Origin of the sequence: Micromonospora sp. NPDC047074, from assembly GCF_040643815.1 — a bacterium.
In the GTDB taxonomy this organism is placed as follows: Bacteria; Actinomycetota; Actinomycetes; order Mycobacteriales; family Micromonosporaceae; genus Micromonospora.
Genome location: NZ_JBEYVB010000009.1, coordinates 68,726 through 83,280 on the forward strand (window position 1 = coordinate 68,726; position 14,555 = coordinate 83,280).

Genomic DNA, 14,555 nt, shown 5'->3' on the forward strand with positions numbered 1-14,555 from the left:
CGGGCCGGGTCACGAGTCCGACCCTTCCAGTGCCATCCGGACCAGGCCGGCCACGTCGAGTTCGCGGATCTCCGTCTCCGCCGCCGCGTCCGGTGCGGTCACCGGGGCGGCGGCGGGCGCCGGCGCGGCGAGCCGCAGCAGCGGGTCCAGCAGTCCGGCCCGGCGCAGCTCGTCGAGCGGGATGGCGGCCAGCATGGCGCGGACCGAGTCCTCGTCGGCCGGCAGGTCGTCCCGGTCGTCGGTCGGCGCGTCGCCGAAGATCTCCCGGTCCAGGTGTTCGGCCAGCGCCGCCGGGGTCGGGTGGTCGAAGACCACGGTGGTGGGCAGCTCGTGGCCGGTGGCGGCGATGAGCAGGTTGCGCAGCTCCACGGCGGTCAGCGAGTCGAAGCCGAGGTCCAGGAAGCCCCGGTCGGTCTCGATGACGTCGGTGCTGGCGTGGCCGAGCACCTTGGCGGCGTCCACCCGGACCATCTCCAGCAGCGCCGCGGCCCGCTCGTCGGGGGTCAGGGCGCGCAGGCCGGCGAGCAGGTCCCGCGCCGCCGGCACGTCCGGCGCCGTCTCGGGCCCGGCGGTCAGCTCGCGTACGGCGGGCAGCCCCGCCAGCAGCGGGCTGGGCCGCAGGGCGCTGAACAGCGGGTGGAACGTCGGCCAGTCGACGTCGGCGACGGTGACGCAGGTGTCGTCGAGAGCCAGGGCCCGGTCGAGTGCGGCGATCGCCACGTCCGGCGGCATCACCCGCAGTCCGCGGCGGCGCAGCTGCTCGGGGGCGTCGTCGGTGAACATGCCGGACTCGGTCCACGGCCCCCAGGCCACGGAGGTGGCCGGCAGGCCCCGGCCGCGCCGCTGCTCGGCGAGGGCGTCGAGGAAGGCGTTGCCGGCGGCGTACGCGCCCTGACCGCCGCTGCCCCAGCTCGCGGCGATCGACGAGAAGAGCACGAACGCGTCCAGGTCGACCCCGTCGAGCAGCTCGTCCAGGTGTTCGGCGCCGGCCGTCTTCGGCGCGATGACGTACGCCAGGTCCTCCAGCGTGGACTCGGCCAGCGGCACCACCTCGCTGACCCCGGCGGCGTGCACCACGGCGCGCAGCGGGGGGCCCTCCCGGCGGATGTCGTCGAGGACGCGGGCCACGGCGTCGCGGTCGGCGGCGTCGCAGGGGGCGACGAGGCACGGCACGCCCAGCGCCTCGATCTCGGCCCGCAGCTCGGCGGCGCCGGGGGTGTCGAGGCCCCGGCGGCTGGTCAGCACCACCCGTTCGGCTCCGCCGGTGGCGACCCAGCGGGCCACATGGCCGCCGAGCGCACCGGTGCCGCCGGTGATCAGCACCGTGCCGCGCGGCTGCCACGGCCGCCCGCCGGCGCTCGACGCGGCCGGCGCGAGCCGGCGGGCCAGGAGGCCGCCCTCGCGGATGGCGAGCTGGTCCTCGCCGACGCCCCCGGTGAGGACGCCGGCCAGCCGGGCCAGGGCCGCATCGTCGAGGGTCGCCGGCAGGTCGACCAGGCCACCCCAGCGGGCGGGCTGCTCCAGTGCGGCCACCCGGCCGAGCCCCCAGAGCATCGCCTGGCGGGGCGCGGCCGGCACGTCGCCGGCGCCGGTCGACACCGCGCCCCGGGTCACGGCCCAGAACCGGGCCGGCACGTCCAGGTCGCTGAGGAGCTGGAGCAGCAGCACGGTGGCGGCCACGCCACGGGTCAAAGCCGGGTACTCCTCGTGCGGGGCGTCGTCCAGCCCCAGGAGGGAGAGCACCGACACCGGCCCGCCGTGGGGCACGTCGGTCACCGCGTTGCGCAGCGCCTCGACGAGCTGGTCCGGGTCGCCGTCGGTGTCCACGGGCAGGGCGACGACGTCCGCGCCGAGGGCCAGGGCGCAGGCGAGCAGCTCCGGGTCGTCGGCCCGCGCGGCGGGCAGGGCGACCAGCCACCGTCCTGGCGACCCGCCGGGCGGCTGCTCGGCGACGGGCTCCCACGTCACCCGGTAGCGGGCGCCGTCGACCAGCTCGCGCTGCCGGCCCCGCCGCCGCCAGGCCGACAGCGCGGGCAGCACGGCCGCGAAGGGCTGGTCCCGGTCGACGTCGAGTTCCCGGGCGAGGGAGTCCAGGTCCTCGGCCTCCACCGCCGCCCAGAACCGCCGGTCGACCTCGGTGGTCTCCGTGGCCTCCGGGCGGTCCCAGGAGACGGGCTGCGGCCAGAACCGCTGCCGGTCGAAGGCGTACGTCGGCAGGTCGATCCGCTGGGCGCCCGTGCCGGCGAAGAACCGCGCCCAGTCCGGGGCGACGCCGTGGGTGTGCAGCGTGGCGAGCGCCCGCAGCAGGGTGGCCGCCTCGGGGCGTTCCTTGCGCAGCGCCGGCACGGTCAGCGGAGCGCGGGCCGGCGTGCCCGTGCCCTCGGCGTCGAGGACGGCCTGGGTGAGCGCGGTGAGCGCGCCGTCGGGGCCGATCTCGACGAACCCGGTGACGCCCTGGGCGCGCAGGGTCCGTACGCCGTCGGCGAACCGGACGGCGTCACGGACGTGCCGGACCCAGTAGCCGGGGGTGCCCAGTTCCGCCCCGGCGAGCGCCCCGGTGAGGGTGGAGACGACGGGGATCCGCGGCGCCTGGTAGGCGAGGCCGGCGGCGACGGCGGCGAACGCGTCCAGCATCGGGTCCATCAGCGGGCTGTGGAAGGCGTGGCTGACGGGCAGCCGCTTCACGCGTACGCCACGGGCCCGCCACTCGTCGGCGACCTGGTCGACGACCTCGGCGATGCCGGAGACGACGGTCGCGGCGGGTCCGTTCACGGCGGCGACGGCGACCTGCCCGGTCCGGCCGGCCAGCGACGCCTCGACGTCGGCCTCGCCGGCGGCGACGGCGAGCATGGCGCCCCCGGCCGGGAGGTCCTGCATGAGCCGCCCCCGGGCGGCGACCAGCTCGGCGGCGTCGGCGAGGTCGAACACCCCGGCGACGTGCGCGGCGGCCAGTTCGCCGATGGAGTGCCCGGCCACCAGGTCCGGACGGACCCCCCAGCTCTCCACCAGGCGGTACAGCGCCACCTCGACGGCGAAGAGGCCGGTCTGGGTGAACAGGGTCTGGTCGAGCAGCTCCGCCTCGGGCGTGCCGGGGTCGGCGAACAGCACCGGCCGCAGCGGCTGCGGCAGGTGCGCGTCGAGGTGGACACAGACCTCGTCGAGCGCCTCGGCGAACGCCGGGAAGGCCGCGTACAGCTCGCGTCCCATGCCGGCGCGCTGCGCGCCCTGCCCGGAGAAGAGGAACGCGGTCCGGGACCGGGGCGCCACGGTGCCGGTGACCAGGTGCGGTGAGGTCTCGCCGGCGGCGAGCGCGGCCAGTCCGGCGCGCAGGGTCGCCGGGTCGGCGGCGAGCACCACGGCCCGGTGTTCCAGGGCGGCGCGGGTGGCCACGGACGACCAGCCGGCGTCGACCAGCGGCGGGGCGTCGGGGCCGGTCAGCTCGTCGGCCCAGCGGGCGGCCTGGGCGGCCAGCGCGGGGCCGCTGCGGGCGGAGAGCAGCACCGGCACCACGGGCGGCGCGACGCGGGCGTCGGACGCGGCCGGGCCGGACGGTTCGGGCGCCTGCTCCAGGATGGTGTGCGCGTTGGTGCCGCTGATCCCGAAGGACGACACGGCGGCCCGGCGGGGCCGGTCGGTCGCCGGCCAGGGCCGGCCCTCACGCAGCAGTTCCACGGCCCCGGCGGACCAGTCGATCTCGCGGCTGGGCTCGTCGACGTGCAGGGTCTCCGGCAGGTATCCGTACCGCAGCGCCAGCACCATCTTGATCACGCCGGCGACCCCGGCGGCGGCCTGGGTGTGGCCGATGTTCGACTTCACCGAGCCGAGCAGCAGCGGCTGGTCTGCCGGCCGGTCCTGCCCGTACGTGGCGAGCAGCGCCTGCGCCTCGATCGGGTCGCCGAGGCGGGTGCCGGTGCCGTGCGCCTCGACGGCGTCCACGTCGGCCGGGCGCAGTCCCGCGCTGGCCAGGGCGTGCCGGATGACCCGCTGCTGGGCGGGGCCGTTGGGGGCGGTCAGCCCGTTGCTGGCGCCGTCCTGGTTGACCGCGCTGCCCCGGACCACGGCGAGCACCGGGTGGCCGTTGCGGCGGGCGTCGCTGAGCCGCTCGACGAGCAGCAGCCCCAGTCCCTCGCCCCAACTGGTGCCGTCGGCGGCCGAGGCGAAGGCCTTGCACCGGCTGTCCGGGGCCAGGCCGCGCTGCCGGCTGAAGCCGACGAACACGCCGGGGGTGGACATCACGGTGACCCCGCCGACCAGGGCGAGGTCGCACTCGCCGGCGCGCAGCGCCTGGCCGGCCCAGTGCAGGGCGACCAGCGACGACGAGCAGGCGGTGTCCACCGACACGGCCGGCCCTTCGAGCCCGAGCGTGTACGACACCCGTCCGGACAGGACGCTTGCCGCGTTGCCGGTCATCAGGTGACCCTCGGCGCCCTCGGCGCTGAACATGAGGTTGCGGTAGTCCTGGTAGTTGGTGCCGATGAAGACACCGGTGGCGCTGCCGCGCAGGTCGAGCGGGTTGATCCCGGCCCGCTCCACCGCCTCCCAGGAGGCCTCCAGCAGGATCCGCTGCTGCGGGTCCATGGCCAGGGCCTCGCGGGGGCTGATGCCGAACAGGGCGGGGTCGAAGTCGGCGACCCCGGGGACGAAGCCGCCCTCCCGGGCGTAGCTGGTGCCCTCGTTCTCCGGGTCGGCGTCGAAGAGCCGGTCGAGGTCCCAGCCCCGGTCGGTGGGGAACTCCCCGATCGCGTCGCCGCCGCCGGAGAGCAGTTGCCAGAACTGCTCGGGGGTGTCGGCGCCACCGGGGAACCGGCAGGCGATCGCGACGATGGCGAGCGGCTCGTCGGCCGCGCCGGCGGGCCGGGCGACGGGTTCGGGCGCCGGTGCGGTCTGCGCCCCGGTGAGCAGCCCGTCGAGGTGGCCGGCGAGCAGGGCCGGGTTCGGGTAGTCGAACGCGAGGGTGGCGGGCAGCCGCAGGTCGGTCGCGGCGGCAAGGAGGTTGCGCAGGTCGACCGCGGTCAGCGAGTCCAGGCCGAGCTCGCGGAACGGCCGGTCGGCGGGGATGTCGTCGCCGCCGGCGTAGCCGAGGGCGGTCGCGGCGCTCTGCCGGACCAGTTCCAGCAGCGCCGAGGCGCGTTCCGCGGGCGACATCCCGGTGAGCCGCCGGGCGGCCTCCGACGGCGCGGCGTCCCCGGCGTCCGGCTCGGCCGGCTGCCGGGCCGCCGCCTCGCGGACCTCGGCCAGGTCGGCGAGGAGCGGGCTGGGCCGTACGACCGTGAAGGCGCCCGCGAACCGGGGCCAGTCGACGTCGGCGACGACGGTGGTGGTGTCGCCGCGCAGCAGGGCCCGTTCGAGGGCGGTCACGGCCAGGTCGGGCGCCATGCCGACCATGCCGCCACGGCGCAGCCGCTGCTGGGCGCGCTCGTTGTCGGCGGGCAGGCCGGCGCCGCTCCACGCGCCCCAGGCCACCGACAGTGCGGGCCGGCCCGCCGCGCGGCGCCGCTCGGCCAGCGCGTCGAGGAAGGCGTTCGCCGCCCCGTACGCGCCCTGTCCGGCGTTGCCGGAGGTGCCGGCGAAGGAGGAGAAGAGCACGAACGCGTCGAGGTCGAGGTCGCGGGTCAGCTCGTCCAGGTGCGCCGCGGCGGCGGACTTGGGTGCGGCGACGGTGTGCAGCCGCTCGGGGGTGAGCGTGTCGACGATGCCGTCGTCGAGGACGGCGGCGGTGTGCAGCACGGCGGTCAGCGGGTGCTCGGCGGGCACCTCGGCGAGCAGCCGGGCCACCTCGTCGCGGTCGGTGACGTCGCAGCGGGCGAGGGTGACCCGGGCACCGATCTCGCCCAGTTCGGCGGCGAGCGCGTCGGCGCCGGGGGCGTCGGGCCCGCGCCGGCTGGCGAGGACGACGTGTGCCGCGCCGCGGCGGGCCGCCCAGCGCGCGACGTGTCCGCCGAGCCCGCCGGTGCCGCCGGTGACCAGCACCGTGCCGCGCATCCGCCAGCCTCCGGTCGCGGCGGCGTCCGCGTCCGCTGACTCGTCGGTGGGGCGGGGCCGGTCGGCGAGACGAAGCTCGTGGGCGGGGACGCGGGTGAGGCGTCGGACGAGGACGCCGTGGTCGCGGATGGCGACCTGGTCCTCGCCGGTGCCGCCGAGGATGGCGCAGAGCCGTGCGCCGGTCCGGTCGTCGAGGTCGGCGGGCAGGTCGATCAGGCCGCCCCAGCGTCCGGGGTGTTCCAGGGCGACCGCGCGGCCGAGGCCCCAGACGGCGGCCTGGGTGGGGCTGGCCTCGTCGTCGGCGTCGACGGCGACGGCGCGGCGGGTGGCGCACCACAGCGGCGCCTCCTCGCCGAGCAGGCCGAGTGCCTGCACCAGCGCGGCGGTGCCCCAGGTGGCGAGGGTGGTCGCCGGGTGTCCGGGGTGTGCCCGGTCGTCCAGGGCGAGCAGGGACAGCACCAGGCCGGCGCCGCCCTCGGGGCGGGCGGCGCGGAGCAGGTCGGCCAGCGCCGGCACGTCGTCGGTCGCCTCGACCTCGACGGGTACGACGGTGGCGCCGACGGTGTCGAGTGCCCGCAGCACGCCGGTGACGAACGGGTCGTCACGCAGGCCGGCGGGCAGGGGCACCAGCCAGGTGCCCTCGGGCCGGGGCAGGGGCAGGTCGGGCAGGGCCGTCCAGGCGATCCGGTACGCCCAGCGGTCCACGTCTGGCACGCCGGACTGCTCGGCGGAGAAGACGGGTGCCGCGGGCCAGTACCGGCGGTGTTCGAAGGCGTAGGTGGGCAGTTCGGTGACGGCGTCCGGGGCGACGAGCCTACGCAGGTCCACCGGCAGGCCGATCGCGTGCGCCGTGGCGAGGGTGGTCAGCAGGCGGGTCGGGTCGTCCTCGCCCCGCCGCAACGTGCCCAGCACGTGCCCGCTCGTGTCCGTGTCGTCCAGGATCGCCGTCACCGGCATCCCCAACACCGGATGCGGACTGACCTCCACGAACGTGGAATGCCCGGCAGCAATGGCGACACGGACGGCCGTGTCGAACAACACCGGCTGCCGCAGATTGTCATACCAGTACTGCGCACCCATCGACTCCGGGTCCACCCAGTCACCGGTCAACGTCGACACCAACCGCACCTCACCGATGCGAGGCGTGACGTCCGCCAGATCGGTGCGCAACTGCTCCGCGACCTGCTGCACCGCCGGCGAATGCGACGCGTAATCCACCGGAATGACCCGAGCCCGCACACCGTCGGCCTGACACGCCGCCACCAGATCCGCCACCGGCTGCGGGGGGCCTGACACGACGACGGTCGCGGGCCCGTTCACGGCCGCCACACCCACACCGGGGAACGCATCCAGGCGGGCGGTGACCTGCTCGGCCGACAGATCCACCGACGCCATCGCACCCGTGCCGGCGAGCACCGCCAACGCGCGGGAACGCAACGCGACCGTCTTCGCCGCGTCCTCAAGGCTCAGGATGCCCGCCACGCACGCGGCACCGATCTCACCCTGGCTGTGACCGACGACCGCCGACGGCATGACACCCACGTGCCTCCACACCGCCGCGAGCGCGATACCGACGGCGAACAGGACCGGCTGCACGACCTCGACACGGTCCAGCCACGACTCGTCGTCACCCGTCAGCACCGCAACCAGGTCCACGTCCAACCACGGCCCGAGCGCCACCTGACACTCGGCGAGGGCCGCGTCGAACACCGGGCACGCGCCGACCAGACCCGCCGCCATCCGCGCCGACTGCGCACCCTGACCCGGGAACACGAACACCGGACCCGCACCATGGCTGGCCGCCACACCCGACACCACGTTCCCCACCGGGGAACCCTCGGCAAGGGCGTCCAGACCGGCCAGCAACTCCTCGACGTCCCGGCCCACCACCGCGGCCCGGTGGTCGAACACCGACCGGGTGGCGACGAGGGACCAGGCCACCTGCGCCGGGTCGACGGTCGCGTCGGCGGCACGGTCGCGCAGGAACGCGGCCAGCCGGGCCGCCTGGCCGGCGAGCGCGCCCCTGGACTTCGCCGAGACGGGCCACAGCAGCGAGCCGGAGACCAGCCCGGGTTCCGGCCGCGGCGCGGCGTCGCCGGGCTGGCCGGAGTCCGCCTCGGCGACCGGTTCCTCGATGATCACGTGGGCGTTGGTGCCGGAGATGCCGAACGACGACACCGCCGCCCGGCGCGGCCGGTCCACCGCCGGCCACGCCCGCGCCTCGGTCACCAGCTCGACGTCACCGGCCGACCAGTCGATGTGCGGCGACGGCTCGTCCACGTGCAGCGACGCCGGCACGAGGCCGTGCCGCATGGCGAGCACCATCTTGATGATGCCGGCCACGCCGGCCGCCGCCTGGGTGTGGCCCAGGTTCGACTTCACCGACCCCAGCAGCAACGGACCTGCTGCGCCACGGTCCTGGCCGTAGGTGGCGAGCAGGGCCTGCGCCTCGATCGGATCGCCCAACGTCGTACCCGTGCCGTGCGCCTCCACCACGTCCACGTCCGTGACACCCAACCGCGCCGACGCCAACGCCTGCCGGATCACCCGCTGCTGCGCCGGACCGTTCGGCGCGGTGAGGCCGTTCGACGCGCCGTCCTGGTTGACCGCACTGCCCCGCACCACCGCCAGCACCCGGTGCCCGTTACGCCGGGCGTCCGACAGCCGCTCCACCAGCAGCATGCCGACGCCCTCGGAGAACCCGGCCCCGTCCGCCGACGCGGCGAACGACTTGCACCGCCCGTCCGGGGCGAGGGCGCGCTGCCGGCTGGACCCGACGAACAGGCCCGGCGTGGCCATCAGGGTCACCCCGCCGGCCAGCGCCAGGTCGCACTCGCCGGCCCGCAGCGCCTGCACGGCCAGGTGCAGGGCGACCAGCGACGAGGAGCACGCCGTGTCGATCGACACCGCCGGCCCCTCCAGGCCCATCGTGTACGACACCCGACCCGACGCGACCGCTGCCGCGCCACCCGTCATCGAGTGCCCGTCGTCGCCGTCCGGCGACATCATCAGCAGCGTCCCGTAGTCCTGCCCGTTGGTGCCGACGAACACCCCCGTACGGCTGCCGCGCAGCGACGCCGGATCCATCCCGGCCGCCTCCACCGCCTCCCAGGACGTCTCCAGCAGCAGCCGCTGCTGCGGGTCCATGCTCAGCGCCTCGCGGGGCGAGATGCCGAAGAAGGCCGCGTCGAAGTCCCCGGCGCCCTCGACGAACCCGCCCTCCCGGGCGTACGAGGTGCCCGGCTGGTCCGGGTCCGGGTCGTAGAGCCGGTCGAGGTCCCAACCCCGGTCGTCGGGGAACGGCGTGACGGCGTCGCGGTCGTCCCGCAGCGCGTCCCACAGCTCGTCCGGGTTGCGGATCCCACCCGGCAGGCGGCAACTCATCGCGACGATCGCGACCGGCTCCAGTTCCTGGGACTGTGCCTCGCTGAGCCGGCGGCGCGTGTCGTGGAGATCAGCCATGACCCGCTTGAGGTAGTCGCGGAGCTTGTCTTCATTGGCCATCGAATTGCCGCTTCCTCGCGGAGGTGTCGGGGAGGGTCCGGGATCGGGAGGTCAGGAGATGCCGAGGTCCCTGTCCACCATCGCGAACAGTTCGTCGTCACTGGCGGTGTCGAGGTGCCGGCCGAGGTCGCTGCCGGTGTCCTGACCGAGCCGGGAGAGCATGGCCTGCAGGCGTACGGCCGCGCGCATCCGGGCACCCTCGTCGGCGGCGATGACGTCGAGGTCGTCGGCGATCCGGTCGAGGTCGTCGAGCAGGGCGGTGGGGCTGACCGCGTCGCCCAGCGCCACCTCGGCGTAGAGGTACTCGGCCAGGGTGGTCGGCGTCGGGTAGTCGAAGACCAGCGTCACCGGCAGCGCCACCCCGGTGACGGTGCCGAGCCGGTTGCGCAGCTCGACGGCGGTGACCGAGTCGAAGCCCAGTTCCCGGAACGCCCGGTGTTCGTCGACCGCCTCGGCGGAGGGGTAGTTGAGCACCGAGGCCACCTGACCGCGGACGAAGTCCAGCAGTGCGGTGAGCCGGTCCGCGGCGGGCAGGGCGGCGAGCCGCTCCAGGAGGCCGTCCGGGGAGTCGCCGCCGTCGGTGGTGACCTGCCGCTCGGAGGCCTGGAGCCGGCGCACGTCGGGCAGGTCGGCGATGAGGGGGGCGGGCCGGGTCGCGGTGAACGCGACGTAGAACCGTTCCCAGGCGATGTCGGCGATGGTGAGGGCTGCCTCGCCGTGCTCCACGGCCTGCTGGAGGGCCGAGATGGCCGCGTCGGGGGCCATCTCCGGCACGCCGTGGCGGTGCAGCAGGTCGCCGAGCGGTCCCTCGGCCATGCCGCCGCCCGCCCAGGCGCCCCAGGCGATCGAGGTGCCCGGCAGCGCGAGGCCGCGCCGGTGCTGGGCCAGCGCGTCGAGGAACGCGTTGCTCGGGGCGTAGTTGCTGACGCCGGAGCTGGCGACGGTGCCGGCGAAGGACGAGAAGAGGATGAACGCGGACAGGTCCAGGTCGAGGGTGAGCTCGTGCAGGTTGTGCGCCACCTCGACCTTGCCCCTGAGTACCCGCTCGATCTGGTCCAGGCGGAGGTCGTTGGTCATGGCGTCGTCGAGCACGGCCGAGGCGTGCACCACGACCTTGAGCGGGTGCTCCGCCGGAATCGAGTCGATCAGGTTGGCGAGGGCCTCCTGGTCGGCGGCGTCGCACGCGGCGACGGTGGCCTCGGCGCCCAGCTCGGCGAGTTCCGCGACCAGCTCGTCGGCTCCCGGGGCGGCCGGGCCGCGCCGGCTGGCGATCACGATGTGCCGCATGCCGCTGCGGGCCAGCCAGCGGGCGGCGTGCCCACCCAGCGCGCCGGTGCCGCCGGTGATCAGCGCGGTGCCGGTCGGCTCCCACTTGGCGAGGGGCTGGCTGTCGCCGAGCGGCACCCGGGTGAGCCGGCGGCCGAGCAGGCCGGTGGGGCGTACCGCCACCTGGTCCTCGTCGCCGGCCGTGGTCAGCGCGGCGACGAACAGGTCGGCGCCCCGCTCGTCCACCTGTTCGGGCATGTCGATCAGGCCGCCCCAGCGCTGCGGGTGTTCGAGCGCCGCGACCCGCCCGAAGCCCCAGACCATGGACTGCACCGGCGAACGCAGCATGTCGGTCCGGCCGACCGACACGGCGCCGGAGGTGACGCTCCACATCGGGGTCTCCCGCAGGCCCAGGTCGCCGAGGGCCTGGAACAGCGCGACGGTCGCCGCGAAGCCGCCGGGCACGGACGGGTGCAGCGGGTGGACCAGCTCGTCGAAGGCGAGCAGGGAGACCACGGCCGTCACCTCGGGCAGCTCGTCGCCGGCCTCACCCGCGGTGCCGAGCGCCTCCCGTACCTGCTTGGCGAGCAGGTCGCGGTCGGCGTCCTCGGTGGCGACCGGCACCGGGACGACCGTGGCGCCGGCGGCGGTGATCGCCTCGACGCAGGCGTCCTGCCACGGCTCGACGATGTCGCCGGTGGGCACGACCACGACCCAGCGGCCGGTCATCCCCCGGTTCTGCACGCCGGTGAGCGGCCGCCAGGTGTCCTGGTAGCGCCAGCTGTCGATGGACGACTGGCGGCGGCGCTGCCGGCGCCAGGAGGCGAGCACCGGCAGGGCGGGCCGCAGCGCCTCGGTGACCGCGGCGCTGGGCAGCTGCTCGGTGGCGACGGAGTCGGCCAGCGCGGTCAGGTCCTCCCGTTCCACCGCGCTCCAGAAGGCCGCCTCGGACGGCTCGGCGGCGCCCTGGGTCAGGGGCTCCAGGTCGGCCCCGCCGAGCCCGTCGAGCCAGAACCGCTGGTGGTCGAAGGCGTAGGTGGGCAGCTCGGTGACCGGTGCGGGAGTGAGCACCGCGCGCAGGTCGACGCCGAGGCCGGCGACGTGCGCGCCGGCCAGGCTGGTCAGCAGCCGGGCCCGGTCGTCCTCGCCCCGGCGCAGGGTGCCCAGCACGTGTCCGGTGGCGCCGGCGTCGTCGAGGATCGCGGTCAGCGGCATGCCGAGCGCCGGGTGCGGCGACACCTCCACGAAGGTGGTGTGTCCGGCCGCGACCGCCACCCGCACGGCCGGGTCGAAGAGCACCGGCTGCCGCAGGTTGTCGTACCAGTACTCCGCGCCCATCGACGACGGGTCGACCCACTCCCCCGTCAGGGTGGACACGAGCCGGATCTCGCCTTGGCGGGGGGTGACGTCGGCCAGCTCGGTGCGCAGCAGCTCGGCGACCTCCTGGACCGCCGGGGAGTGCGAGGCGTAGTCGACGGGGATCAGCCGGGCCCGCAGCCCGTCGGCCTGGCAGGCCTCGACGAGGTCGGCCACGGGCTGCGGCGGGCCCGAGACCACCACTGTCGCCGGGCCGTTCACGGCGGCGATCCCGACGCCGCCGAAGGCGTCCAGCCGGGCGGTGACCTGGTCGGCGGTGAGGTCGATCGAGGCCATGGTGCCGGTGCCGGCGAGCGCGGCGAGCGCCCGGGAGCGCAGCGCGACGGTCTTCGCGGCGTCGGTCAGGGTGAGGATGCCGGCGACGCAGGCGGCGGCGATCTCACCCTGCGAGTGGCCGATCACCGCCTGCGGGACGACGCCCGCCGCACGCCAGACGGCGGCGAGGGCGACGCCGACGGCGAACAGCACCGGCTGGACGACCTCGACCCGGTCCAGCCACGACTCGTCGTCGCCGGTGAGGACCGCGACGAGGTCGACGTCGAGGTGCGGGGCGAGCGCCGCCTGGCAGCGTGCGAGGGCGTCGTCGAAGACGGGGCACGTGCCGACGAGCCCGGCCGCCATCCGGGCGGACTGGGCGCCCTGGCCGGGGAAGACGAACACCGGGCCGGCGCCGTCGGTGCCGGCCACACCGGACAGCAGGTTGCCGGCGGGGACACCCTCGGCGAGCGCGTCCAGCCCGGCCAGCAGCTCGTCGGTCCCGCCGCCGACGACCGCCGCGCGGTGGTCGAAGGTGGACCGGGTGGTGGCGAGCGACCAGGCGACCCGGGCCGGGTCCGACCCGTGCTCGCGGACGTACCGGGCCAGCTCGGCGGCCTGCGCGGTGAGCGCGGCACGCGACCGGGCGGACAGCGGCCAGAGCACCGGCCCGGCCGGCAGCAGCCCCGGGGCCTCCTCCGGGGTGGTGTCGGCGGCGGCGACCGTCACCGACTCGTCGCCGTCGGCGGCGGCCGGGGCGTCGGTGGCCGCCGGCTGCGGCCGGTACTCCTCCAGAATCACGTGGGCATTGGTGCCGCTGACCCCGAACGACGACACGCCGCCGCGGCGCGGGCGGCCCGTCTCCGGCCAGGGCCGGCGCTCGGTGAGCAGGGACACCGCCCCGGCGGACCAGTCGACCTCCCGGGACGGCTCGTCGACGTGCAGGGTCTCCGGCATCACGCCGTGCCGCAGCGCCATCACCATCTTGACCAGGCCGGCCACCCCGGCGGCGCTCTGGGTGTGGCCGATGTTCGACTTGACCGAGCCCAGCCAGAGCGGCCGGTCGGAGGGCCGGTCCTGCCCGTACGTGGCGAGCAGCGCCTGCGCCTCGATCGGGTCGCCGAGGCGGGTGCCGGTGCCGTGCGCCTCGACCATGTCGACGTCGGCGGCGGAGAGCCGGGCGTTGGCCAGGGCCTGCCGGATGACCCGCTGCTGGGCGGGGCCGTTGGGGGCGGTCAGCCCGTTGGAGGCGCCGTCCTGGTTCAGCGCGCTGCCCCGGATCACGGCGAGGATCGGGTGGCCGTTGCGGACGGCGTCGTCGAGCCGTTCCACGACGAGCACGCCGCCGCCCTCGCCCCAGCCGGTGCCGTCGGCGCCGGCGGCGAACGCCTTGCAGCGGCCGTCGACGGACATGCCGCGCTGCCGGGAGAAGACCACGAACACGCCGGGGGTGACCATGACGGTGACGCCGCCGGCGATGGCCAGGTCGCACTCGCGGCGGCGCAGGGCGGTCGCCGCGAGGTGCAGGGCGACCAGGGACGACGAGCAGGCGGTGTCGACGGTGACCGCCGGGCCGTTCAGCCCGAGGGTGAACGAGATCCGGCCCGACGCCACGCTCGTGGTGTTGCCGGTGCCGATGTACATGTCGACGCCCTCGGGCACGTTCGGCACGCCCATGCCGTAGTTGCTGGTGCTCAGCCCGACGAAGACGCCGGTCTGGCTGCCGCGCAGCGACAGCGGGTCGATGCCGGCCCGCTCGACGGCCTCCCAGGAGGTCTCCAGCAGCAGCCGCTGCTGCGGGTCCATGGCCAGCGCCTCGCGGGGCGAGATGCCGAACAGGGTCGGGTCGAAGGCGCCGGCGTCGTCGAGGAACCCGCCGACCCGGGTGTACGACTTGCCCGGCTTGTTGGGGTCGGGGTCGTAGAGCGCCTCCAGGTCCCAGCCCCGGTCGTCAGGGAACTCGGCGAGCGCGTCCCGGCTGTCGTCGACCAGCTCCCACAGGTCCTCGGGCGAGTGCACCCCACCCGGGAAGCGGCAGCTCATCGACACGATGGCGAGCGGTTCCGCGTCCCGGGCCTCGACGGTCTGCAGGCGGCGCTTGGTGTCGTGCAGGTCGGCGGTCACCCGCTTGAGGAAGTACCGCAGCTTGTCGTCGCTCATCGGGTGGCACC

The 14,555-nt window shown here is 75.7% G+C and carries 2 protein-coding genes; both read right to left on the reverse strand.

The features are described 5' to 3' along the window. Nucleotides 1-9 precede the first annotated feature (9 nt). The gene (locus ABZ809_RS15290) at nucleotides 10-9,486 is read right to left on the reverse strand and encodes a type I polyketide synthase (protein ID WP_357563119.1); all 9,477 of its coding nucleotides are present in this window, start codon (nucleotides 9,484-9,486) and stop codon (nucleotides 10-12) included. 51 nt (nucleotides 9,487-9,537) lie between these two features. Further along, a complete protein-coding gene (locus ABZ809_RS15295; protein WP_357563120.1) occupies nucleotides 9,538-14,544 on the reverse strand; it encodes a type I polyketide synthase in 5,007 nt (1,668 codons plus the stop codon). Between the last annotated feature and the right edge of the window lie 11 nt (nucleotides 14,545-14,555).

Bases quoted from the DNA above. Each gene is read 5' to 3' on its own strand.
- ABZ809_RS15290 (WP_357563119.1), bottom strand. From the start codon at position 9,486: ATGGCCAATGAAGACAAGCTCCGCGACTACCTCAAGCGGGTCATGGCT.
- ABZ809_RS15295 (WP_357563120.1), bottom strand. From the start codon at position 14,544: ATGAGCGACGACAAGCTGCGGTACTTCCTCAAGCGGGTGACCGCCGAC.